The organism is Citrobacter sp. wls710, assembly GCF_005281115.1.
GTDB lineage: Bacteria > Pseudomonadota > Gammaproteobacteria > Enterobacterales > Enterobacteriaceae > Citrobacter > Citrobacter werkmanii.
Genome location: NZ_SZXD01000076.1, coordinates 66,423 through 90,740, shown reverse-complemented (window position 1 = coordinate 90,740; position 24,318 = coordinate 66,423). Strand labels below are relative to the sequence as shown.

At 53.9% G+C, this 24,318-nt stretch carries 23 protein-coding genes and 1 other annotated feature; of the genes, 6 read left to right on the top strand and 17 right to left on the bottom strand.

Annotated elements, in window-relative coordinates; all coding sequences use genetic code 11:
* Nucleotides 1-82: 82 nt before the first annotated feature.
* The 6 genes from thrC to yjjY all read right to left on the bottom strand — a co-directional run bounded on the left by thrC (nt 83) and on the right by yjjY (nt 6,348).
* Nucleotides 83-1,369 carry a threonine synthase gene (gene thrC, locus FDX14_RS24835; protein WP_042312482.1) on the bottom strand — a complete coding sequence of 429 codons (1,287 nt, stop codon included), beginning with the start codon at nt 1,367-1,369 and terminating at the stop codon, nt 83-85.
* Nucleotides 1,370-1,372: 3 nt separating this feature from the next.
* Nucleotides 1,373-2,302: a homoserine kinase gene (thrB, locus tag FDX14_RS24830; protein WP_038637046.1), complete on the bottom strand. Its 930-nt coding sequence runs from the start codon at nt 2,300-2,302 to the stop codon at nt 1,373-1,375.
* Nucleotide 2,303: 1 nt separating this feature from the next.
* Nucleotides 2,304-4,766 (bottom strand): bifunctional aspartate kinase/homoserine dehydrogenase I, encoded by a 2,463-nt coding sequence (thrA, locus tag FDX14_RS24825; protein WP_137350440.1) that lies wholly within the window; start codon nt 4,764-4,766, stop codon nt 2,304-2,306.
* Nucleotides 4,767-4,789: 23 nt separating this feature from the next.
* Nucleotides 4,790-4,916, bottom strand: a sequence feature (Thr leader region).
* Nucleotides 4,846-4,911, bottom strand: coding sequence for a thr operon leader peptide (gene thrL / locus FDX14_RS24820; protein WP_032337689.1), 66 nt, complete (start codon nt 4,909-4,911; stop codon nt 4,846-4,848). (Overlaps the previous feature by 66 nt.)
* A gap of 206 nt (nt 4,917-5,122) precedes the next feature.
* Nucleotides 5,123-5,809, bottom strand: a complete 687-nt coding sequence (locus FDX14_RS24815) for a tRNA/rRNA methyltransferase (RefSeq protein WP_042312489.1) — start codon at nt 5,807-5,809, stop codon at nt 5,123-5,125.
* A gap of 398 nt (nt 5,810-6,207) precedes the next feature.
* On the bottom strand, nt 6,208-6,348 hold the full coding sequence (gene yjjY, locus FDX14_RS24810; protein ID WP_042998021.1) for a YjjY family protein: 141 nt from the start codon (nt 6,346-6,348) through the stop codon (nt 6,208-6,210).
* Nucleotides 6,349-6,443: 95 nt separating this feature from the next.
* Between yjjY and arcA the strand changes: the two genes are divergently transcribed.
* The gene (arcA, locus tag FDX14_RS24805) at nt 6,444-7,160 is read left to right on the top strand and encodes a two-component system response regulator ArcA (protein WP_001194359.1); all 717 of its coding nucleotides are present in this window, start codon (nt 6,444-6,446) and stop codon (nt 7,158-7,160) included.
* Between the two features lie 60 nt (nt 7,161-7,220).
* On the opposite strand, the gene creD is transcribed toward arcA, so the two are convergent.
* Genes creD through creA form a run of 4 tightly spaced genes read right to left on the bottom strand, consistent with a single transcriptional unit; the run spans nt 7,221 to nt 11,239 of the window.
* Entirely contained in the window at nt 7,221-8,582 is a 1,362-nt protein-coding gene (gene creD / locus FDX14_RS24800) for a cell envelope integrity protein CreD (RefSeq protein WP_137350439.1), read from the bottom strand.
* A 57-nt stretch (nt 8,583-8,639) separates the two neighbouring features.
* Nucleotides 8,640-10,064 carry a two-component system sensor histidine kinase CreC gene (creC, locus tag FDX14_RS24795; protein ID WP_137350438.1) on the bottom strand — a complete coding sequence of 475 codons (1,425 nt, stop codon included), beginning with the start codon at nt 10,062-10,064 and terminating at the stop codon, nt 8,640-8,642.
* Nucleotides 10,064-10,753: a two-component system response regulator CreB gene (gene creB, locus FDX14_RS24790; RefSeq protein WP_137350437.1), complete on the bottom strand. Its 690-nt coding sequence runs from the start codon at nt 10,751-10,753 to the stop codon at nt 10,064-10,066. The genes creC and creB overlap by 1 nt, the downstream gene beginning before the upstream one ends.
* Before the next feature lie 12 nt (nt 10,754-10,765).
* On the bottom strand, nt 10,766-11,239 hold the full coding sequence (creA, locus tag FDX14_RS24785; RefSeq protein ID WP_038637033.1) for a protein CreA: 474 nt from the start codon (nt 11,237-11,239) through the stop codon (nt 10,766-10,768).
* A gap of 211 nt (nt 11,240-11,450) precedes the next feature.
* On the opposite strand from creA, the gene robA reads away from it, so the two are divergent.
* Entirely contained in the window at nt 11,451-12,320 is an 870-nt protein-coding gene (gene robA, locus FDX14_RS24780; protein ID WP_061382877.1) for an MDR efflux pump AcrAB transcriptional activator RobA, read from the top strand.
* Here the strand turns inward: robA and gpmB are convergent.
* On the bottom strand, nt 12,317-12,964 hold the full coding sequence (gpmB, locus tag FDX14_RS24775; RefSeq protein WP_006686609.1) for a 2,3-diphosphoglycerate-dependent phosphoglycerate mutase GpmB: 648 nt from the start codon (nt 12,962-12,964) through the stop codon (nt 12,317-12,319). The two genes, robA and gpmB, sit on opposite strands and share 4 nt — an antisense overlap.
* A gap of 52 nt (nt 12,965-13,016) precedes the next feature.
* Here gpmB and yjjX point away from each other — a divergent pair, with 52 nt between their 5' ends.
* The gene (yjjX, locus tag FDX14_RS24770; RefSeq protein WP_042312503.1) at nt 13,017-13,532 is read left to right on the top strand and encodes an inosine/xanthosine triphosphatase; all 516 of its coding nucleotides are present in this window, start codon (nt 13,017-13,019) and stop codon (nt 13,530-13,532) included.
* Between the two features lie 57 nt (nt 13,533-13,589).
* On the opposite strand, the gene trpR is transcribed toward yjjX, so the two are convergent.
* Entirely contained in the window at nt 13,590-13,916 is a 327-nt protein-coding gene (gene trpR / locus FDX14_RS24765) for a trp operon repressor (RefSeq protein WP_032934222.1), read from the bottom strand.
* A gap of 89 nt (nt 13,917-14,005) precedes the next feature.
* Entirely contained in the window at nt 14,006-15,943 is a 1,938-nt protein-coding gene (sltY, locus tag FDX14_RS24760) for a murein transglycosylase (protein ID WP_061382876.1), read from the bottom strand.
* A 207-nt stretch (nt 15,944-16,150) separates the two neighbouring features.
* Here sltY and ettA point away from each other — a divergent pair, with 207 nt between their 5' ends.
* On the top strand, nt 16,151-17,818 hold the full coding sequence (gene ettA / locus FDX14_RS24755) for an energy-dependent translational throttle protein EttA (RefSeq protein ID WP_137350436.1): 1,668 nt from the start codon (nt 16,151-16,153) through the stop codon (nt 17,816-17,818).
* Nucleotides 17,819-17,900: 82 nt separating this feature from the next.
* Here the strand turns inward: ettA and nadR are convergent, their stop codons facing one another.
* From nadR to serB, 3 genes are all read right to left on the bottom strand, one after another.
* Nucleotides 17,901-19,133, bottom strand: a complete 1,233-nt coding sequence (gene nadR, locus FDX14_RS24750) for a multifunctional transcriptional regulator/nicotinamide-nucleotide adenylyltransferase/ribosylnicotinamide kinase NadR (protein ID WP_137350435.1) — start codon at nt 19,131-19,133, stop codon at nt 17,901-17,903.
* Between the two features lie 140 nt (nt 19,134-19,273).
* The gene (radA, locus tag FDX14_RS24745) at nt 19,274-20,656 is read right to left on the bottom strand and encodes a DNA repair protein RadA (RefSeq protein WP_001728171.1); all 1,383 of its coding nucleotides are present in this window, start codon (nt 20,654-20,656) and stop codon (nt 19,274-19,276) included.
* 60 nt (nt 20,657-20,716) lie between these two features.
* Nucleotides 20,717-21,685 carry a phosphoserine phosphatase gene (gene serB, locus FDX14_RS24740; RefSeq protein WP_038637014.1) on the bottom strand — a complete coding sequence of 323 codons (969 nt, stop codon included), beginning with the start codon at nt 21,683-21,685 and terminating at the stop codon, nt 20,717-20,719.
* Between the two features lie 116 nt (nt 21,686-21,801).
* On the opposite strand from serB, the gene FDX14_RS24735 reads away from it, so the two are divergent.
* Both FDX14_RS24735 and lplA read left to right on the top strand, forming a co-directional pair.
* Complete coding sequence (locus FDX14_RS24735) at nt 21,802-22,437, top strand: YtjB family periplasmic protein (RefSeq protein ID WP_038637011.1); 636 nt, start codon at nt 21,802-21,804, stop codon at nt 22,435-22,437.
* A 15-nt stretch (nt 22,438-22,452) separates the two neighbouring features.
* Nucleotides 22,453-23,469 carry a lipoate--protein ligase gene (lplA, locus tag FDX14_RS24730; protein WP_042312508.1) on the top strand — a complete coding sequence of 339 codons (1,017 nt, stop codon included), beginning with the start codon at nt 22,453-22,455 and terminating at the stop codon, nt 23,467-23,469.
* Nucleotides 23,470-23,556: 87 nt separating this feature from the next.
* On the opposite strand, the gene deoD is transcribed toward lplA, so the two are convergent.
* Nucleotides 23,557-24,276, bottom strand: coding sequence for a purine-nucleoside phosphorylase (gene deoD / locus FDX14_RS24725; protein WP_000224864.1), 720 nt, complete (start codon nt 24,274-24,276; stop codon nt 23,557-23,559).
* Nucleotides 24,277-24,318: the final 42 nt, after the last annotated feature.

The following is a 24,318-nucleotide window of genomic DNA, read 5'->3' as shown; positions in this document are numbered from 1 at the left end:
TACATGCCGGATGGCGGCTAACGCCTTATCCGGCCTACAGGTTTTGTTGGCCCGCTAAGCAAAACGCCAGCGGGCACCACCGTTAACCGCGGGTCATCATCAGCTTACGTAGTGCAGAAAAATCCGCTGGCAGGTGATGAGAGAGCAGCGGCAGATCCGCGCGCTCCGCCAGCTCTTTTGGCAGAGCCAGCGTAAGCTCAAGAATCTCTTCAACGCTTTCCTTAAACTTCGCCGGATGCGCGGTGCCGAGGAACAAGCCATACTCGCCAGGATTCAACTGGTCACGCAGCGCACGGTAAGCCACCGCCGCATGCGGTTCTGAGGTGTACCCCATTTCATGCAGCTCGCGCATCGTATCCTGAGTGGTAGCATCGTCAACGGCGGCATAACCCAGCTCATTCAGACGCCAGATTTTACGGCGGAACAGTTCTTCCACACGCGGCCAGTTGTTCGGCTGGCTGACATCCATCGCGTTGGATAACGTCGCCTGCGTCGCCTTCGGCGCCCACTCGCCTTCTGCAAGGAAGCGTGGAACTGTATCGTTAACGTTGGTCGCCGCGATAAAACGCTTCACCGGCAAGCCCAGCGATTTCGCCAACAATCCGGCGGTCAGATCGCCAAAGTTGCCGCTGGGAACGGAAATAACCAGCTGGTTGCGCGATTCTTGCGGCAGTTGAGCCACAGCTTCAAAGTAGTAACAGATTTGCGCCAGCAGACGGCTGATATTGATTGAGTTAGCCGAGTTCAGCCCCAGCGCTACCTTCAGTTCTTCGTCATCAAACGCCTGTTTCACCAACGCCTGGCAAGCATCAAAATCACCATCAATAGCGACGGTTTCAATGTTACCGCCCAGCGTACAGAACAGTTTTTCCTGTAATGGGCTGATCTTGCCGTTCGGGTAGAGGATCACCACACGAACGTTCGGCAGGCCATAAAACGCATGCGCCACTGCGGCACCGGTATCGCCGGAGGTCGCCGTCAGAATCGTTACCGGTTTGTCGCCGCTGATGTGCGTCAGCATCTGCGCCATAAAGCGCCCGCCAAAGTCTTTAAATGCCAGCGTAGGACCGTGAAACAGCTCCAGACAGCCAATGTCCGCTGCAACCTGAGCAACCGGTGCCGGGAACGCAAACGCCGCGCGCACGCGCTCTTCCAGAATCTCCTGCGAGATCTCGTCACCAATAAATGCGGAAAGGATCTTAGCGCTGCGGCTAACGAAGTCCTGGTTCAGCATCTCATCCACTTCTGTCAGATTGAATTCCGGCAGATCGTGCGGAAAAAACAACCCCTGATTCTTGCCAAGCCCTTGCGTGACGGCCTGCGCAAAGCTGACCTGTTCGTTATGATCTTTCAGATTATAGAGTTTCATTGATTATCCCAGTACCCGTGCGCCTGCCGTGTCCAACCGGCAAATATGAACAAAGCCTTCCTGATTTTGCAGATAATGTTTAGCCAGCCAGTCTGCGACACGCTGCGCCGTATCCGGCTTATCGCACAAGGCGAACAGCGTCGGCCCTGACCCGGAGATCCCGCTGGCCAGCGCGCCGATTTCCGCTACCGCCTGACGCGCCTGGCTGAAGCCTGGCAGCAAGCGGGTACGATACGGCTCAGCAATGACATCTTTCATCAGCTTTGCGGCCAGAAGAGGCTGACGGGAATAGCAGGCATGGATAAACCCAGCCAGATGCCGCCCGTGGGCGATACAGTCCTGACGGCGATACTGCGCAGGTAAAATGGCCCGCGCTTCCGCCGTCGATACTTTAATCCCCGGATACGCCAGTACCCACAACCACTCATCAAAGCCTGGCACCTGCTGGCTGATAATGCCGTTTTCTTCGATCATTAACTGCATACCGCCCAAAAAGCACGGGGCAACATTATCGTAATGAATACTGCCGGAGATACGTCCTTCCAGCTCACCCATGATCGCCAACAGGCGCGTGTCGTTGAGCGGTTTCCCACAATGCTCGTTCATGGCGACCAACGCCGCCACAACGGAACAGGCGCTGGAACCTAACCCGGAGCCAATCGGCATATTTTTTTCCAGCGTCATCGCCACCGGAACGGTTTTACCCAGCTCCTGACAGAATCGCTCCCAGCACTGATAGACGATATTTTCTCGCGGCTCAGAAGGCAGTTTGTCAGCAAAGCGCCCAAGATTATTCAGACTGAACTGGTCGGCTGGCTCAACAGAGACCACATCACCCAATAGCGAACCGTCTACGGGGGTTACCGCCGCCCCAAGCACATCAAACCCGACGCTCATATTGGCACTGGAAGCCGGGGCATAAACTCTCACCATGTCAGACTCCTAACTTCCATGAAAGGGTACGTAGCAGGTCGGCAAATACGCCCGCCGCTGTTACGTCATTCCCCGCGCCGTATCCGCGCAGCACTAACGGTAACGGCTGATAGTAATGGCTATAAAACGCCAACGCGTTTTCACCGTTTTTCACTTTGAACAGCGGATCGTTGCCGTCTACTGCATCAATTTTCACGCGACAGACGCCATCCTCTTCAATATTGCCAACATAGCGCAATACTTTCCCCTCATCACGAGCTTTCGCCACCCGCGCGGCAAAGTCATCATCCAGTTGCGACAACTTCGTCATAAAGGTGGAAACATCGCCGGAATCATCAAATTCTGTTGGCAGAACCGGCTCAATGACAATGTCAGACAGCTCCAGCTCACGCCCGGTTTCACGAGCCAGAATCAGCAGCTTACGCGCCACGTCCGTACCGGAAAGATCGTCACGCGGATCGGGCTCGGTATAACCCAGCTCACGCGCCATGGTGGTCGCCTGGGAGAAGCTCATGCCTTCATCCAGCTTGCCAAAAATAAACGACAGAGAACCGGAAAGAATGCCAGAGAATCGTTGCAGTTCATCGCCTGCACTGAGCAGATTTTGCAGGTTTTCAATAACCGGTAAGCCCGCACCCACGTTGGTGTCATACAGGAATTTACGTCGCGACTTCGCCGCAGCAAAACGCAGTTGATGGTAGTAATCCATCGACGACGTATTGGCCTTTTTGTTCGGGGTGACTACATGAAAGCCTTCACGCAGGAAGTCGGCGTACTGATCCGCCACCGCCTGGCTTGAGGTACAGTCGACGATCACCGGATTGAGCAGATGATATTCTTTCACCAGACGAATTAAGCGCCCAAGGTTGAAAGGTTCTTTCGCACACTCCAGCTCAGACTGCCAGTTTTCCAGATTCAGACCATGAACGTTGGTCAGCAGGGCCTTCGAGTTCGCCACGCCGCACACGCGCAGATCGATATGCTTGTTTTTCAGCCAGGTTTGCTGACGTTTAAGCTGCTCCAGCAGCGCACCGCCCACGCCACCGACGCCAATCACAAACACTTCAATCACCTGATCGGTATTGAACAGCATCTGATGGGTCACGCGTACGCCGGTAGTGGCGTCGTCGTTGTTCACTACCACCGAAATAGAACGCTCAGAAGACCCCTGGGCGATCGCCACGATGTTGATGTTCGCGCGAGCCAGCGCGGCAAAGAATTTCGCCGAGATACCGCGCAACGTGCGCATACCGTCGCCAACCACCGAGATGATAGCCAGACGCTCAGTCACCGCCAGCGGCTCCAGCAGACCTTCTTTCAGTTCGAGATAGAATTCATCCTGCATGGCGCGTTGCGCACGCGCGCAGTCGCCCTGCGGGACACAGAAGCTGATGCTGTATTCAGAAGAGGATTGGGTAATCAGCACCACCGAGATGCCTGCACGCGACATCGCGGCGAAAACGCGCGCCGCCATGCCCACCATACCTTTCATTCCAGGGCCGGAGACGCTAAACATTGCCATGTTATTGAGGTTAGAAATACCTTTTACCGGCAAGTCGTCGTCATCGCTGCTGGCACCGATCAGCGTACCGGGCGCTTGCGGATTGCCGGTATTTTTAATCAGGCACGGGATCTGGAACTGGGCAATAGGGGTAATGGTGCGCGGATGTAGCACTTTAGCGCCGAAGTAAGAAAGCTCCATCGCTTCCTGATAAGACATCGACTTCAGCAGTCGGGCGTCGGGTACCTGACGCGGATCGCAGGTATATACGCCGTCGACATCGGTCCAGATCTCGCAACAGTCCGCACGCAAACAGGCGGCCAGTACGGCGGCAGAGTAGTCAGAGCCATTACGCCCCAGCACCACTAACTCACCTTTTTCATTCCCGGCGGTAAATCCGGCCATCAGAATCATATGGTCCGCAGGAATACGGCTGGCGGCAATGCGGCGTGTAGACTCGGCGATATCAACAGTAGATTCGAGGTAATGGCCTACCGCCAGCAGCTTCTCAACCGGGTCGATGACCGTCACGTTGTGCCCGCGCGCTTCCAGCAGGCCAGCCATGATGGCGATCGACATTTTTTCGCCACGGCAGATAAGCGCGGCATTGATGCTGTCCGGGCACTGCCCCAACAGGCTGATACCGTGCAGGACGTGCTTAATCTGAGCAAATTCTTGTTCAACCAAGGCTTTGAGCTGAGCCAGCGGGAAACCCGGCTGTGCAGCGGCAAGACCAGCTAAAAGCTCTGAGAAAATGCGTTCGGCGTCGCTGATATTGGCTAAAGCATCCTGACCACCGATGGTCTTTTCAATCATCGCCACCAGATGGTTGGTAATTTTGGCGGGGGCAGAGAGAACGGTCGCGACCTGCCCCTGTCTGGCATTGCTTTCCAGAATGTCGGCAACCCGCAGAAATCGCTCTGCATTTGCCACTGATGTACCGCCGAACTTCAACACTCGCATGGTTTACCTCATTGCCTTTGGTCGAAAAAAAAGCCCGCACTGTTTAGGTGCGGGCTTTTTCTTGTGTTTCCTGTACGCGTCAGCCCGCACCGTTACCTGTGGTAATGGTGATGGTTGTGGTAATAGTGATGCTGATGCGTTTCATGATGTTGTGTGCTCTGTAATTATTATCTGTCTGTCTTGTATTCTTTTAGGGTTAAAGTATCTGCTGACCTAAGTCAATAAATTTTTAAATTGATCACATTCCGAAACTTGTTCATGAGCCACTGCTTGCCCTTTTACTTTCAACCAATACAGCATGTCCGCCCCACTTGAAACCAAAGTAAAACGCTAATAATACAACATTAGCCAGCATTTTATTTTGTTATGTTTTTTTCTATATCATGTAAAAAACGGTGCAGCATTGCCGTGTCTCGCTGCCCTAATAAGCCCATTCGCTGTTGCAGCCAGTCGGTGAGTTTGATGTCGTCAGAAACGTTCAGCGTAGCTAATAAACGTAAAACGCGCGCGCGCAATGCCTGCAACTGAAGTTCATCCGTCACCTCACTATTTTTGGCCGGTTGTTGTATTAAACCTGCTAATTGATAGCAATATACCATTACCGCCTGCCCCAGATTGAGTGAAGGGTAGTCAGCCACCATTGGTACCCCGGTAAGGATATCCGCCAGCGCTAATTCTTCGTTGGTCAGCCCGGAATCTTCGCGCCCAAACACCAGCGCGGCGTGATCCATCCACGCGGATTTTTCCTGCAGCAGAGGAACGAGTTCGACCGGTGTGGCGTAATAATGGAACTTCGCCCGGCTACGCGCCGTGGTCGCAACGGTAAAATCAACGTCGTGCAGCGCTTCGGCTAGCGTTGGAAAAACACTAATATTATCAATAATGTCGCCCGATCCATGAGCAACCCATCGCGTTGCAGGTTCCAGATGGGCCTCGCTGTCCACGATCCGCAATTGGGTGAATCCCATGGTCTTCATCGCGCGGGCAGCCGCACCAATATTTTCCGCTCTGGCAGGGGCAACCAGAATAATTGTTAAACGCATTTCGATACTCTTTTAGCCAGTCGGCAGGTAATAATGTGACCCACATCAACATATTACGCAGCGCGAATTTACATATTTTTAACAGAAATCACTGAAAAAGGATTTCGCATCCAATAAAAAATGCTAAACTATTTCCAACCTGTACTATTGCTTTTTATGTTAACAGAAGTTGCATATCCTGCTGTTTATCCATGATAATTTAATTTAAAATGGATAGCATTGGTTGGATTCATTACATTTATTAATTAGCTCGTGCAACTAGTTGTAATATTGCAATTTTGTGATGAAAGCAAACATTTGGATGCGTTGATTTCATCAAACTGTTAACGTGCTACAATTGAACTTGATATATGTCAACGAAGCGTAGTTTTATTGGGTGTCCGGTACGTCTTAGCCTGTTATGTTGCTGTTAAAATGGTTAGGATGACAGCCGTTTTTGACACTGTCGGGTCCAGAGGGAAACTACCCACGACCAAGCTAATGATGTTGTTGACGTTGATGGAAAGTGCATCAAGAACGCAATTACGTACTTTAGTCATGTTACGCCGATCATGTTAATTTACGGCATGCATCAGGCAGGTCAGGGACTTTTGTACTTCCTGTTTCGATTTAGTTGGCAATTTAGGTAGCAAACATGCAGACCCCGCACATTCTTATCGTTGAAGACGAGTTAGTAACACGCAACACGTTGAAAAGCATTTTCGAAGCAGAAGGCTATGATGTATTCGAAGCGACAGATGGCGCGGAAATGCATCAGATTCTCTCTGAATATGACATCAACCTTGTGATTATGGATATCAATCTGCCTGGGAAAAATGGCCTCCTGTTAGCGCGCGAACTCCGCGAACAAGCTAACGTTGCGCTGATGTTCCTGACGGGCCGTGATAACGAAGTCGATAAAATTCTCGGCCTCGAAATCGGCGCCGACGATTACATCACCAAGCCGTTTAACCCGCGCGAACTGACTATCCGTGCTCGTAACCTGCTGTCACGTACCATGAACCTGGGTACCGTCAGCGAAGAACGCCGTAGCGTCGAGAGCTACAAGTTCAATGGCTGGGAGCTGGACATCAACAGCCGCTCTCTGATTGGTCCTGATGGCGAGCAGTATAAACTGCCACGCAGCGAATTCCGCGCCATGCTTCACTTCTGTGAGAATCCTGGCAAAATCCAGTCTCGCGCAGAACTGCTGAAAAAAATGACCGGTCGCGAACTGAAGCCACATGACCGTACCGTTGACGTGACTATCCGCCGCATTCGTAAACATTTCGAATCAACGCCGGATACGCCAGAAATCATCGCTACCATCCACGGTGAAGGCTACCGTTTCTGCGGCGACCTGCAGGATTAATTCGATCCTCACACGTACAAAAACGGCGCTTTATGCGCCGTTTTTCATTTCACCGCTCACCTATTTCCATATACGAAACTTGTCACTCTCATCGGGTTGCGGCTCAGGAAGCGCTTTCGACGCAGGCTTTGGCTGCGCCAGCGAGTGCCAGTCAAGATGACGCGTCAGGAACATCACTCCACACAGTGCGAATAACAGTACGCTGGTGCCAAGCAGTAAAGAACTGTCCTGTGAACGGAGCAACACCCACATCACGCCATCCAGCCCCAGCAGCGCTACGGTGAACAAAATACTCTTGCGCCACCCCTGTAATATCGCCTGCAGATACACACCGTTCATCAATGCGCCCACAAGGCTTGCCGTAATCCACGCGGCGGTAAAACCAATGTGTTCTGACAACGCCAGCAGCAACAGATAAAACATCACCAGCGATAATCCCACCAGCAGGTACTGCATCGGGTGCAGTCGAAGGCTGGTCATGCTTTCAAGGACAAAAAAAGACATAAAGGTCAGCACAATCAGCAAAATGGCATATTTTGTCGCCCTGTCCGTCAGTTGATATTGATCCGCAGGCGTGGCGACAGCAACGCTAAATGCAGGCATTCCCTCCAAGCCAATCTTTTCACCATCAAAGCGTTCGCCGAGGTTATTGGCAAACCAACTGCTTTGCCACTGGGCATTGAATCCAGACTCACTGATTTCGCGCTTAGCCGGAAGAAAATCTCCAAGAAAGTTGGGATGCGGCCAATTGCTGGTTAAGGTCATTTCACTGTTTCGGCCAACCGGAACGACGGAAAAGTCGCCGGTGCCGCTCAAATTAAGCGACAGCGTCATGCTGAGATTTTGCGCCGTCCAGCTCGCGTCGGGCAGCGGAATATGGATCCCCTGAGCACGACCAGCCAGCCCCGTTCCAGGCTCAACGGCCAGCGACATGCCGTTAACCAGGGGGGCTTTCACCACGCCGATCCCACGCGCATCACCCACGCCCACCACAATAAACGGTTTGCCCAGGCTGACATTGGGATGGTTTAAATCACTCAAACGTTCAGCGTTAAACTCAGCTTTCACCGCCAAATCGTTATGCCAGACCTGGCCTTCATAAATACCAATTTTACGCGCTTCAACGTTTTGGCTTCCCTCAACGACCAACGATTCCGGTAACCAGAAATGGATATAGCTGCGCTTACGCTGGACCTCTTTACCCTCCTCCAGCTCGGTATAAAGTTCCGTCACCGGAATGGCAATCAACGGGCCGACCATCTTTTGCGGTCCGCTGGTGCTCTGGCGGATTGCATCTTCAACATCATTGCGATAGTCCGATCGCTCAACGATTATCTGCCTGACCATTGTCAGGGGAATTAACAACAGCAGCATAGCGCCACCTAAGGTGACGATTTTCCAGAACAGGGGTGATTTCAACATAGCGTTCTCCTTTGCAATACCAGCAAGGTAGAACAGCTATGTGCGGGGAATTTGAAGTTATGTGAAGTGACGGTGAAGCGTAAACGAAGCCTGTGCCCCACCTTCCGGTCGATTGCGTAAGGTCACCGAGCCTGCATGCAGTCGCGCAACCTCACTGACAAACGCCAGTCCCAATCCGCTGCTCTTAAGCCCATTTTCACGGGGCAGCGAGTAGAAGCGTTCAAAAATACGCGGCAACGCAAAATCAGGGATCCCGCTGCCGCTGTCGGTAACCTGCAATATGATCTGCTCTTCGTGCTGATGCGCACTCAGCACAATCGTCCCGTCCTGTGGCGTAAAGTCGATAGCGTTGTCGAGCAAATTCCCCAATGCCTGCTCCAGCAGCGCGGGATCGGCATCAACGCTAAGCGATGAAGGCATAATGGTCAGCGTGATGTTTTTTGCCGCCAGTTGCACGCTCCGGGCCTCTTTGAGCTGGGCAAACAGCGCATCTACCGCCACCGGCCTCAACGTAATGTCCTGGCGATTCTCCAGGCGCGCCTGGCGTAACAAGGTTTCAACCAGCGCCTGCATGCGCGCATTTTGTACCAGAATATTATCGGTAAAACGCGCCACCACGTTCGGCGGCGGGCCTTCGCGCAAAATTTCCGCCGCGCCGCGAATGGCCGCCAGCGGACTTTTGAGTTCATGCGTTAACGCATAAACGTACTGCTCAATATAATTCTTGCCCTCCAGCTTCAGACGCATACTTTCCAGCGCCTGCGCCAGTTTACGTAGCTCGCTGCTGCCTAAATCAGGTAGTGGGACGGGGCGATTCTCAGTAACGGAATCGGCATAGCGCGCCAGTCGGGCAATAGAACGGTTGATCCACCATACCATCCCCGCGCCAATCACTAAGGCGATCCCCAGCAATACCGCGCTGGCCCACAGCATCCGCCGTTCACTGCGTTTAATCACCGGCGCCATCGCCGCATTGGGTTTGCCAACGCTAAGCACCCCGATAATACGCCCGCCGTCAACGATCGGCGCGGCAACGTACATTACCGAACTTTCCGGATCGTTCGGATTTTGCAACGTACTGCGGGCGCCATACTGCCCACGCAACGTTAACCACACGTCATTCCAACGGGAATAGTCCTGGCCGACCGCTTGGTTAGCGGAATCAAACAGCACCTTACCCTGCGCGTCCGTCATATAGACATGGTATTCATTACGCACTTTGTTAATGCCGCTGATATTGGCACGGAATGGGCGGTTATGCAGTTGGGAAAATGCTTGCGCCAGCTTACCGTTGGCGGGAGCGTCAGAGAGTAAATCATCACGCGCCAGCGCAGCCAGCAACGTGGCGGTATCAATCAATGTGCCTTCAGTCGCCCGGCGGACGCCAGGCTTAATTTCCTGCACAAAGATCGACAACACAAACCAGGCGGCAACGGCGACAATCAGGAAATAGCCGAGCAGCAAACGCATACCAATGCGCATCAGACGCTCCTCAGGCTGTATCCCATACCGCGATGCGTATTAATAGGGGAAAACTCGGGGTTGATGGCCCGCAGCTTGGCGCGCAGCGTTTTGATGTGGGTATCGACCGTTCTGTCGAAGGTGTCCTGCGCATCGGCCCAGACTAAATCCATCAATTGCTGGCGAGAGTAAATGCGCCCCGGCGACATCAGCAGTGTTTTCAGCAACAGGAATTCATAGCGCGTCAGAGTTAACGGTATACCGAACCAGGTAATCTGCGCGGCCAGCTCATTAAGCTCAAAATCCCCGCAGCGCGTCGTTGAGGAAGGAGAGGCGAATTTTTGCACCCGCCGCAGCAGTGTACGTACGCGGGCGCACACCTCACGCGGCGAGAAGGGTTTGGCAACATAATCATCCGCGCCGATTTCCAGCCCCAGCAGACGGTCCACTTCATCGCTGCGCGCGGTGAGAAAGAGGATCGGCAATGCCGGATGGCGTTCAAGTAAACGTCGACACAGTTCAAAACCGCTGATATCCGGTAGGCCGACGTCCAGAATTATCGCATCGGGGAATCTCTGGCGCGCATTTTCCAGCACCGGTAGCCCGCGCTCGAACGCTTCTACCCTAAAACCTTCCTGTTGCAGCATATAGATAAGCGTATCCGCGATGCCCTGCTCATCCTCAACCAACCAGATCAACGGCTGTTGCATTTTGTTTCCTTGTTATTGCCGCCACGGCATAATGGGCACAGCGCTGATGGCATTTTTGGGCGATCCATCAACCACTTTATCTGAATAGGCCAGATAAGCCAGCGCATTACGTTTTGCGTCATAAAAACGTACGACCTGTAAGGACTTAAACACCAGCGAGGTCCGTTTTTTAAACACCACTTCGCCTTGTGCTTTACCGTTCTTGATTCTGTCGCTCAGTTCCACCGGTCCTACCTGCTGGCAGGAGATGGCGGCATCAGAGGTATCTTCAGCCAGCCCCAACCCACCTTTGATGCCGCCGGTCTTGGCACGACTCACGTAGCAGGTCACATTGGTCACATCCGGATCGTCAAACGCCTCGACCACAATTTTATGGTCCGGCCCAAACATTTTGAACACCGTATCGACAGATCCAATCTGCTCCGCATGGGCGACTTGCGCCAACATCAGCAAAATTGAGGAAATGGCTAAGCTCTTATATTTCATATTGTTACCATTCTTAAAAGTTACTCTGGGTAATTATTCGACATTCTAAGATAAAACGTATACAGATCACAGGATTACAATAATCACGCTTTCGAATGTCCAAAAAAAGCATTTATGAGCAAAAAAAACACTGAATGATAAAACAACAAAAAATGCTATTATCCTCATACCTGACGTCAGGTACTCGTTGTTGAAAGGATGAGGATATTTTATGGATCAGGCTGGCATTATTCGCGACCTATTAATCTGGCTGGAAGGTCATCTGGATCAGCCTTTGTCGCTTGACAATGTGGCGGCAAAAGCAGGCTATTCCAAGTGGCACCTGCAGAGAATGTTTAAGGACGTGACGGGCCATGCTATTGGCGCCTATATCCGCGCCCGTCGTTTATCGAAATCCGCAGTGGCGCTTCGCCTGACTGCGCGCCCTATTTTGGATATTGCCCTGCAATACCGCTTCGACTCTCAACAAACCTTTACCCGCGCGTTCAAGAAACAGTTTTCTCAGACGCCAGCGCTGTATCGCCGCTCGCCGGAATGGAGCGCTTTTGGTATTCGCCCGCCAATGCGACTCGGTGAATTTGCTATGCCTGCGCACGAGTTTGTGACGCTGGAAGATACGCAACTGCTGGGCACCACGCAAAGTTATTCCTGCTCGCTGGAACAGATTTCAGATTTCCGTCATGAAATGCGTATTCAGTTCTGGCGCGATTTCCTTGGCCATGCGCCTTCAATCCCGCCGGTGCTGTACGGGCTGAATGAAACGCGTCCGAGCATTGAAAAGGATGACGAACAGGAAGTGTTTTACACCACGGCACTGACGCCGGAACAAGCCAATGGCTATGTACCGGCGGCGCAGCCTATCCTGCTACAGGGCGGCGAGTACGTGATGTTTACCTATGAAGGGCTGGGAACCGGCGTACAGGAGTTTATCCTGACGGTGTATGGCACCTGCATGCCGATGCTAAACCTGACCCGCCGTAAAGGACAGGATATCGAGCGATACTACCCGGCAGAAGATGCCAAAGCGGGAGATCGCCCGATCAACCTGCGCTGCGAATTCCTGATACCGATTCGCCGCTAACGCTGCAGCTCATCCAACGCAGGGGCGTCCAGATGTGAGATGTCCCCTGCCGTTTCAACCACCCATCCCGGCGCAAGCCATAAACTTTCCTGGTAATCAACGCGGGAAATTGAGCAATTGCGCAGACGCAAGCGACGTTCAGCCCATGCCGGCAATCCCAGAATCGTACTCACCAGGCAGCCCAGCGCGATACCGTGGCTCACCAACAGTGGGCGGCTCCCCTGCGGAAGGTCCAGGCAGGCTGCTAGCGCCGCGTTGACGCGATCGCTCAGCTCCTGCATCGATTCCCCTTCCGGAATACGCCCATCAACCGTACCGTTCACCAACTGGCGACGCCAGCCCTCTTCTTCTGGCGTCAGCGTGTCGATATGGCGTTTTTCCAGCACGCCCATATTCAGTTCTCGTAGCCGGGAGTCATAAGTGATATCACAACCACAAGCCTGAGCGATGATTTCTGCTGTGCGTCGTGTACGACCTAAATCACTACTGATGACATGCGTAATACCCAACGAGCGGGCGCGTTCACCAACCTGCATGGCCTGCTGCTCACCTTTAGCGGTCAGTGGGCTGTCTGACTGGCCTTGAATACGTCGCTCGGCGTTCCACTGCGTTTCACCATGGCGAACAAGGTATACCTGTAACATGCTTTTTTTCCGTTATACTGCGATGCGATGAATTTTCAAACTGAGCTTTATTATGCACAAGGTTATCTCTGCTACCACCAATCCTGCCAAAATTCAGGCAATTCTCCGGGCATTTGAAGAGATTTTCGGGGAAGGATCCTGCCATATCGAACCCGTCGCCGTCGAGAGCGGCGTACCGGAACAGCCTTTTGGAAGCCAGGAAACGCGCACTGGCGCACGAAATCGCGTGGATAATGCGCGACGCCTGCATCCACAAGCTGATTTCTGGGTAGCCATTGAAGCCGGAATTGACGATGACGCCACCTTCAGTTGGGTGGTGATTGATAACGGCGTTCAGCGCGGTGAAGCGCGATCGGCCACGCTGCCGCTGCCCGCCGTCATTCTCGACAGAGTCCGCCAGGGGGAAGCGCTTGGCCCGGTGATGTCGCAGTACACAGGTATTGATGAGATTGGTCGTAAAGAGGGCGCGATTGGCGTGTTTACCGCGGGTAAGCTGACGCGCTCAAGCGTTTACCATCAGGCGGTGATTCTGGCGTTAAGCCCGTTTCATAACGCGGTGTATCGATAATTATTTGCGCTATGTTGTAGGCCTGATGGCGCTGTGCTTATCAGGCCTACGAGCAAATCAGACGCTTTTCAGCAGTACCTGCTCCAGCCACTGGCGCAGATCCACCGGCGCGGATTTCAGGCTGTTTGAACCGCGCGTAATGGTGGCGATGCCCGCCCCAAGCTCATTTTTCAGCTCGCGCTGGCTCATCTCGCCGCGCAACAGCTCTTCAATGATACGCACGCGCGTGCCCAACGCTTCGCGTTCATCCGGCGTCAACATCAAATTGAGTAGCGGCAGATGTAAATCTTGCTCATAGGCGTGTTTAAGTAAGTCGACAAAACGTAACCACTCCTGGTGACGCTGTTCTGCCATCTCTGCTGAATAGGGTGATTGCTGAGTCATAAGATATCGCCATCGTTGTGGGAGAAGCGTGCTTGCCTCCCCCTTTTGTACTCTTTAACGAGTACGATAGCATAACACAACCGATACGATCAGTAACGACGTTGCCATTCTGCGTCGCTCATCAGCTCCGGTTTATCGCCAAGGAAATAACGATAGTACGCATCGTAAGCCAGCACGTTCTTCACATAACCACGCGTCTCTGAGAACGGAATGCTTTCGACAAACGCCACGGCATCGATCCGACCTGCGCTATTGCCCAGCCAGGTGCGCACACGCCCCGGTCCGGCGTTATAGGCCGCCGATGCAAAAATGCGGTTATTACCGAATTGCTGATAAACATACTGCAAATAGCTGGTGCCAATGTTGATGTTGGTATCAGGATCCAGCAGTTGACTCGGACTACTGTAACCCGGAATCGAGAACATTTTCACCGTGTGCGTCGCGGTGCCCGGCATAATCTGCATCAGCCCACTGGCGCCAACCGGCGATTTCACTTTCGGGTTCCAGGCGCTTTCCTGACGCGCGATCGCCATCGCATAACTTGGCGGAATATCTTTCCCACTGGTATAGCGGGTAAACAGATCTTTATAGGCCAGCGGGAAGCGCTCTTCCAGATGATCCCATAGTTTACCGGCGATCGTCGCCTGTACGCTCAGATCCCACCAATGATTGTTAAACGCGTAGCGCGCCAGCTGCGCCTGCTCGGACTTGGTGCGGCTGGTGACCAGATTTGCCCATTCACTGCGCGCGGTATTATCCAGATTCCAGTACATCAGCTCGCGTACGCGCGCCATTTCCGGTCCCTGAGTCAGCGCAGAGTCAACGTTCGCTGGGGCTTTATCCACCTTCAGCTCGTACTCTTCGCCGAGGCGTTGCGCCGCCACCATCGGGTAGAAACCGCGCTGCTGCATGAGTTGATGCAGAATCTCTTTCGCTTCCGCCTCGCGTCCGCGCTCCAGCAGCAGATCCGCTTGCCAGTAGCGCCACTCATCTTTTTCTTTAGCGTCCATCGGCAGACGCGCCAGCCAGGTATTCAGGCCGCGACGATCGCCAGTTCCCAGCGCCATCCGCACGCGACGCTCCACAAGCGAGGTGGAATTTGAGCGCATAATCGCATCATCACGCCATTTCGCCTGCTCGTCGGTAACGTCATTGCCCATCAGACGCCAGGCGACGATGTCGCGCAGCTCCTGAGTCTGCTCGTCATTTAGCTGCTGCGCCTGCACCAAAGAGGGGATCATCAGGCGGGCGTTTTCGACATCCTGACGCGCCACGCTGGCAAAAGCCACCGCCGCCATCTGCCGGGTGAAATCCGTTGCGCCAGTGGTGCGCGCAAAGGTCATTACGGTGTTTGGATCGTTAGCCAGCGCGATGATCGCCGACGCAATTGTCTGGTACTCCCCAGGCATTTGCCCGGCCAATGCCGTAACCAGCCCGGTATTACCCGCTTTCATCGCCAGACGAATACGCTCCAGATAAGCCAGCGGATCCTGAGTGCCTGAAGCGCGCCACACGCCGAATAATTTGTCACAGGCGTTCGGCTGACTTTTCCCGGTCAGCCACAGATCTTTCGCGCCCTGCCAGGCCTCTTCGGTTTGTCCGGTACTCCATTTCGCGAAGTAATAGTTACATTGCGCTTCCGTGGTACCCGGTTTTTCCGGGCTGAATGCCAGCAGTCCACGCCAGTCTTCCCGTCGCGCCAGTTCATTCACAAAACGCGATTGCAGAGTACGCGCCGGGGGCAGCGTCGGGTTGGCGCGCACAAAATTGGTGACGGTAATGGTCGGCTGATTCATCAGATCGTCAGTAATCTGACGATATTCCAGATAGGGATACAGAGGATAGTTCTTCAGGCCGGGCATCATCTGCTCTACGACATCCATCTGTCGGTTGTCCCAGGCCTGCTTAATTTGCGCATAGCGATTGCGCTGCTCATCCAGGGAATCGGCTCGCGCCACTTGACTGACCGTCAGCAGACATACGCTGGCCGCCAGCAGGCGCCAGGTAAATTGTTTGGCTTTGTCCACAAGCTCTTCCTCTTGTCATGTTACGTCTGTGCAGCATCATGCCGCTTAATTCATTCATGCTAACCAGACATTGCAGAATGCGCCACGTCACGGACACTTTTTTACTTTTGTTGCGAGTGAGATCTGCTGGCTGGGATTGGGCAATGAAAAAGGCTACACTTCGCTTTTGATAACTCTATTCATCACTATAAAAGAGGCGAAGTCCACGTGGCTCAATTCGTTTATACCATGCATCGTGTCGGCAAAGTCGTTCCGCCGAAACGTCATATTCTTAAAAACATCTCACTGAGCTTCTTCCCTGGCGCCAAAATCGGTGTACTCGGTCTGAACGGCGCGGGTAAATCTACCCTGCTGCGCATCATGGCCGGCATTGATACCGAAATCGAAGGCGAAGCTCGCCCACAGCCTGGCATTAAAATCGGTTACCTGCCGCAGGAACCAAAACTGAACCCGGAACACACCGTCCGTGAGTCTGTTGAAGAAGCGGTGGCCGAAGTGGTTAACGCCCTGAAAGGCCTGGATGAAGTGTATGCCAAGTACGCAGAACCGGACGCCGACTTCGATAAACTGGCCGCGCAGCAGGGCAAGTTTGAAGAGATTATTCAGGCGCACGACGGCCATAACCTGAACGTGCAGCTCGAGCGTGCCGCTGACGCCCTGCGTCTGCCGGACTGGGATGCCAAAATCGAGAACCTTTCCGGTGGTGAACGCCGCCGCGTCGCGCTGTGCCGCCTGCTGCTGGAAAAACCAGACATGCTGCTGCTCGACGAACCAACCAACCACCTGGACGCCGAATCCGTCGCCTGGCTGGAACGCTTCCTGCACGACTTCGAAGGTACCGTCGTGGCGATTACCCACGACCGTTACTTCCTCGACAATGTTGCGGGTTGGATTCTGGAGCTGGACCGCGGCGAAGGTATTCCATGGGAAGGCAACTACTCCTCCTGGCTGGAGCAGAAAGATCAGCGTCTGGCGCAGGAAGCGTCTCAGGAAGCCGCTCGTCGTAAATCTATCGAGAAAGAGCTGGAGTGGGTGCGTCAGGGCGCGAAAGGCCGTCAGTCTAAGGGCAAAGCCCGTCTGGCACGCTTTGAAGAGCTGAATAACACCGAATACCAGAAGCGTAACGAAACCAACGAACTGTTTATTCCACCTGGACCTCGTCTGGGCGATAAAGTCGTTGAGGTCAGCAATCTGCGTAAATCCTACGGCGATCGCGTGCTGATCGACGATCTGAGCTTCTCTGTACCGAAAGGCGCTATCGTCGGCATCATCGGTCCGAACGGCGCGGGTAAATCAACCCTGTTCCGTATGATGTCCGGTCAGGAACAGCCCGACAGCGGCACCATCTCGCTGGGCGAAACCGTGAAGCTGGCCTCTGTTGACCAGTTCCGTGACGCAATGGATAACAGCAAAACCGTGTGGGAAGAAGTTTCCGGCGGGCTGGATATCATGAAGATCGGCAACACCGAAATGCCAAGCCGTGCTTACGTAGGCCGTTTTAACTTCAAGGGCGTGGATCAGGGTAAACGCGTGGGCGAACTGTCCGGCGGTGAGCGCGGTCGTCTGCACCTGGCCAAGCTGCTGCAGGTTGGCGGCAACATGCTGCTGCTCGATGAACCGACCAACGACCTGGATATTGAAACCCTGCGCGCGCTGGAAAACGCCCTGCTGGAATTCCCGGGCTGCGCGATGGTTATCTCGCACGACCGTTGGTTCCTCGACCGTATCGCGACCCATATTCTGGACTACCAGGATGAAGGTAAAGTGGAGTTCTTCGAAGGTAACTTTACCGAATACGAAGAGTACAAGAAACGCACACTGGGCGCCGAAGCTCTGGAGCCGAAGCGTATCAAGTACAAGCGTATTTCTAAGTAATTACCGTTAAGTGCCGTATCCGGTCTACGAGGTTAGTACGACTTCCAGGCCGGATAAGCGCGGCGCCATCCGGCATTAAAACCTAACCCTGCTCACCCATCAATTCTTTCACCAACTCCACGCAGCGCAGGAATCGGCCATCGTAGTCAGGCTCCTGAACGTGCACGAAATTGATATTGTTTTCGTGCAGCATCTCGACCAACAGCGACTGAAACGCTTTTCGGTCAACCGAGCTGCCAAGGCTACGCAAACCATCCGCCACCCATGGAGTGTTGTTTTCCAGCAGGATCACCAGGTCAAAACGGTACTCATCAATCAGCGCCTGCACAAACGGGTGTTCGCGCCCTTCGTACTTTTTACAGAATGCCTGAGTGGTCACGAAATCGGTGTCGATGAACGCCACTTTATTGGCATACTTGACAGCAAAATCAATGTATTGCGCTTGTCCCAGGGCGATCTTATCGTAGTCGGAATACTGCAACGCCATCTCGTCGCCGCCCAAATGGGAGAAGACGTAATCACGCCCGTATTCCCACGCACTGGTGGTGTTAAAGATATTGGCGAGCTTGTTCACCAGCGTGGATTTTCCGCTCGACTCCCCGCCGAGGATCGCCACGGTGCGCACGAAAAACGGTTTCACTTCGGTGGGAATATACTCCCAATAGCGAAACGGGTTTTCGCGAATTTGCCCGCCACTGATGTTCATAAACGTTCGTTTCGGATCCACCAGCACCGTTTCGATCCCCAGATGTTTCAGATACTGCGGCGCATCTGACTCTTCAGAGGTGTAGATCCAGTTTGGCTGGATCCCCTTCTCCTGCATAAACGTTTTGATACCGTTGCTCCACACGTCCCAACCGTGCGGATACGGCTCCATACCCTCTTCGTTGAAGGCATGAATTCGGATATTTTTCTGATATTTAAATGTTTGCAGCAGCCAACGTAAACGATCGGGCACCGTCGGCTGTTGCGACATGGCGCTGTCTTCAAACAGGCTGCGATCGCGCGTATCGTCATACCCCATGATGATATGCAGCTCATCGACCTGACTACAGGCGCGCTGGATCAGATAGATGTGGCCGGTGTGCAGCGGATAAAATTTACCAAATACCACACCGATATTTTTCTGCTGGCGCGGAAACTCCAGCCCGAGAAAACGGTGCAACGCCTCCAGCTTTTGCGCGCTGGGGCTTTTGATTTTGGCATTCAGCAGTTGGCTTAAATATCCCTTGGTCATGCCACTGGCATCCGCCACCTGTTGCAGGGTACAGCCCTTTTGCTTTATGGCGGTTTTGAGATAGTCGAACGATGACACAAGAGCCTCCTGCTGGAAAAATCGCGTAACACTGCCTGATGGCGCTTCGCTTATCAGGCCTACAACATCAATCCGTAGGCCGGATAAGACGCATTGCGTCGCCATCCGGCAAATTATACAACATCACTGCATACAGAGGATTATAAGTCGTCAAACACGCTTAACGCATCTGCAAGCTTTTTAACGCCGAAAACCTGCATCCCTTCCGGCACTTTTTTCGGGACGTTGGCGGCAGGTACAATCGCCCGACGGAAACCATGCTTCGCCGCTTCAGAAATACGCTCCTGGCCACTCGGCACCGGGCGAATCTCGCCTGCCAGTCCCACTTCGCCAAAGACCACTAAATCCTGCGGCAGCGGTCTGTCACGCAGGCTGGAGACCATTGCCAGCAGCAGCGCCAGATCGGCGCTGGTTTCCGTAACTTTGACACCGCCGACCACGTTGACGAACACGTCCTGATCCGCCATCTGTAAGCCGCCGTGACGATGCAGCACCGCCAGCAGAATCGCCAGACGGTTCTGTTCCAGGCCGACCGCCACGCGACGCGGGTTCGCCATCATTGAGTGATCGACCAGCGCCTGAATCTCTACCAGCAGCGGACGCGTACCTTCCCAGACCACCATCACCGAACTACCGGAAGTAACTTCATCGCCACGGCTTAAGAAGATAGCGGAAGGGTTGCTGACTTCACGCAGGCCCTGCTCGGTCATGGCAAAGACGCCAAGCTCATTCACCGCGCCAAAGCGGTTTTTATGGCTACGCAGGGTACGAAAGCGGGAATCAGCGTCACCGTCGAGCAGCACCGAGCAGTCGATACAGTGCTCCAGCACTTTTGGCCCCGCCAGCGATCCGTCTTTAGTCACATGACCTACCATCACAATTGCCACGCCACGCGTTTTGGCAAAGCGCGTCAGGTAAGCGGCCGTTTCGCGCACCTGCGCCACGCTGCCCGGCGAAGACTGAATATCCGCCATGTGCATCACCTGAATGGAGTCGATCACCATCAGTTTCGGCTGTTCTTCTTCGGCAATCAGGCAAATTTGTTCGATGCTGGTTTCCGACAGCATGTTCAGATTCGCCGTCGGCAGGCCAAGCCGATGCGCGCGCATCGCCACCTGCTGTAGCGACTCTTCGCCAGTGACGTACAGCGTTTTCATCTGCTCCGCCAGCCTGCACAGAGTTTGCAGCAACAGGGTCGATTTGCCCGCGCCGGGGTTACCGCCAATCAGAATAGCGCTGCCTGGCACCACACCGCCGCCCAGCACACGGTCAAACTCTTTAAATCCGGTGGAAAAACGCGGCAATTCTTCAAGACTGATGTCAGACAGCTTCTGCACTTTTGCGACACCCGCATTCCCGGCATAGCCGCTGAGCCGCTCGTTACGCGCCACCGTCGGCGACGCGGCAAGGCGCACCTCGGTAATGGTGTTCCAGGCCTGGCAGGCGCTACATTGCCCCTGCCAGCGCGGGTAATCGGCCCCGCATTCATTACAAACAAAGGCGCGTTTTGGAGCTTTTGCCACGTTTTACCTCTTTCGTTAACGCTGTTGCCGGATGACGCTGACGCTTATCAGGCATCAAAACTATTTCTGGTTCATGCTGCCGGAGAGAATGCAGAACACCCCCATTAGATCGGCGTGACGGATAGTAATCTCTGTCTTTTCATTCACTTTGGGTTTGGCATGATACGCAATGCCCAACCCCGCGGTTTTGATCATCGGCAGATCGTTCGCGCCGTCGCCGATCGCCACCGTCTGCGCCATCGGGATCTCATACTCTTGCGCCAGACGGGTCAGCGTATTGGCTTTGTACTGCGCATCGACGATGTCGCCAATCACGTTGCCGGTAAATTTCCCGTCCATGATCTCCAGCTCGTTTGCTACAGCCGCCGTCAGACGTAACTTATTACGCAGATAATCCGCAAAGAAGGTAAACCCACCGGAGGCGATGGCCACTTTCCAACCCAGCGTTTCCAGCTTCAACACCAGTTGAGTCAGGCCAGGCATCAGCGGTAAATTTTCGCGTACCTGATGCAGAATATTGGCATCCGCACCTTTCAGCGTTGCCACACGGCTGCGCAGGCTGGCGGTAAAGTCCAGCTCACCGCGCATCGCACGTTCGGTAACTTCGGCAACCATCTCACCGGTGCCGGCCAGCTTCGCGATTTCATCAATGCACTCGATCTGGATCGCCGTTGAATCCATATCCATCACCAGCAAACCCGGCGTACGCAGATGTGGAATCTTGCCGAGTGGCGCAACATCCAGTTTGGCATCATGCGCCAGTTTTGCCGCACGCGGCGTTAACGAACCTGCCAGGCGAATCACCTGATAATCCTCAACGCACCAGGCGGCCACGATCACCATCGCCGCGCCCAGTTTGCTCTGGTATTGCGTGAGACGTTGTTTATCCAGCCCGCGACCATACAGCAGCCAGCCACTACGGCCCGCGTGGTAATCCAGCGGCATGACTTCATCGCCACTTAAAGAGAGGGGCAGACCTGGCCACAGAGAGACATCTTCAGGTAGATCGCACCAGGTAATGTTAGGCATTAAAGCTCCTGTAAAATCGTTCGGGTCGGAATCATCCAGGGGAAAATAACGCATGAGGCTACCCTGTAACCAGCGCTTCTGGCAACATTAAGTCTCAAATTTTCAGCAGGTGGAATATGGCTCGCACAAAACTGAAATTCCGACTACATCGTGCAGTGATTGTATTGTCCTGCCTGGCGCTACTCGTCGCCCTGATGCAGGGCGCATCCTGGTTTAGTCAAAGCCACCAGCAACAACGTAATCCGCAACTGGAAGAGCTGGCCCGTACGTTGGCACGTCAGGTCGCATTAAACGTCGCGCCGCTGATGCATACCGAAACACCGGATGAAAAACGCATTAAAGCAGTGCTCACGCAGTTGACGGAAAGTAGCCGTATTCTGGATGCGGGCGTGTACGATGAACAGGGTGACCTGATTACCCGTACCGGTGAGAGCGTTAACGTTCGTGACCGACTGGCGCTGGACGGTAAAAAAGCCGGGGGATATTTCAACCAGCAGATTGTCGAACCCATTCAAGGCAAAAATGGTCCACTGGGCTATCTGCGCCTGACGCTGGATACCCACACGCTCGCCACCGAGGCCAAACAGGTGGATAACACCACCAACATTCTACGCCTTATGCTGCTCCTGTCACTGGCGATTGGCGTGGTGCTGACCCGGACCTTACTGCAAGGTAAACGCACCCGCTGGCAACAATCGCCGTTCCTGCTTACCGCCAACAAACCGGTGCAGGAAGAAGATAAAGATGATTAAGAAAAGGAAATCGCTATGACTACCCTGCGTCTGCTTATCTCAGACTCTTACGATCCGTGGTTTAACCTGGCGGTTGAAGAGTGCATATTTCGCCAGATGCCCGCCACACAGCGCGTTCTGTTCTTATGGCGTAACGCCGATACGGTGGTGATTGGTCGGGCGCAAAACCCATGGAAAGAGTGCAATACCCGCCGTATGGAAGAGGATAACGTGCGGCTCGCTCGTCGCAGCAGCGGCGGCGGCGCGGTGTTTCATGATTTAGGCAATACCTGCTTTACCTTTATGGCCGGCAAACCGGAATACGACAAAACTATCTCTACCTCTATCGTACTCAACGCATTGAATTCATTGGGCGTTATGGCCGATGCTTCGGGACGCAACGATCTGGTGGTGAAAACGCCGGACGGCGATCGCAAAGTCTCTGGTTCAGCCTATCGCGAAACCAAAGATCGCGGCTTCCATCACGGTACGCTGCTGCTGAATGCTGACCTCAGTCGCCTGGCGAACTATCTGAATCCGGATAAAAAGAAACTCGCGGCGAAAGGGATTACCTCCGTTCGCTCTCGCGTGGCCAATCTTACCGAGCTATTACCGGGCATCACCCATGAACAGGTCTGCCAGGCGGTCACGGACGCCTTTTTCGCCCATTACGGCGAGCGCGTCGAAGCAGAAGTAATATCCCCGGATAAAACGCCGGATCTGCCGAATTTTGCCGAAACCTTTGCGCGCCAGAGCAGTTGGGAGTGGAATTTCGGCCAGGCGCCGGCATTCTCACATTTGCTGGACGAGCGTTTCACCTGGGGCGGCGTCGAGCTACATTTCGACGTCGAAAAAGGTCATATCACCCGTGCGCAGGTCTTTACCGACAGCCTCAATCCCGCGCCGCTGGAAGCGCTGGCGGGGCGACTACAAGGGTGTTTGTACCGCGCGGATATGCTACAACAAGAGTGCGAGGCGCTGCTGGTTGATTTCCCGGAGCAGGAAAAAGAACTGCGGGAACTGTCGGCATGGATTGCACTCGCCGTACGTTAATAAAAAAAAGCCGGATGGCGGCTACGCCTTATCCGGCCTACGATCGCGAGGCCCGGTAAGCGCGGCGCCACCGGGCATAACACAGTCTTACTCTTTATCGCCCAGCAGAACGGATTCCAGCGCGATTTTGATCATGTCGTTGAAGGTCGTCTGACGCTCAGCGGCAGTGGTCTGCTCGTGGGTACGGATATGGTCGGACACGGTGCAGATAGTCAGCGCTTTCGCACCAAACTCAGCAGCAACGCCATAGATGCCCGCCGCTTCCATTTCCACGCCCAGTACACCGTATTTTTCCATCACGTCGAACATTTCGCCGTCCGGAGAGTAGAACAAGTCAGCGGAGAACAGGTTGCCTACGCGCGCGTCAACGCCCAGCGCTTTTGCCGCATCAACTGCGTTACGTACCATGTCAAAGTCAGCGATAGCCGCAAAGTCATGATCTTTAAAGCGGATACGGTTCACTTTAGAGTCGGTGCAGGCGCCCATACCGATCACCACGTCGCGCAGTTTGACGTCCATACGCACAGCGCCGCAGGAGCCAACGCGAATGATTTTCTTCACGCCGAAATCGGTGATCAACTCTTTGGTGTAGATGGAGCAGGATGGGATACCCATACCGTGGCCCATCACGGAGATCTTACGGCCTTTGTAAGTACCGGTGAAACCTAACATGCCGCGAACGTTGTTCACTTCACGAACATCTTCGAGGAAAGTTTCAGCAATATGTTTTGCACGCAGCGGGTCGCCCGGCATCAATACGACGTCAGCGAAATCACCCATTTCTGCATTAATATGTGGAGTTGCCATCTTCAGTTCCTTTTACATTGTTGTTTTTGCCGGATGGCGGCT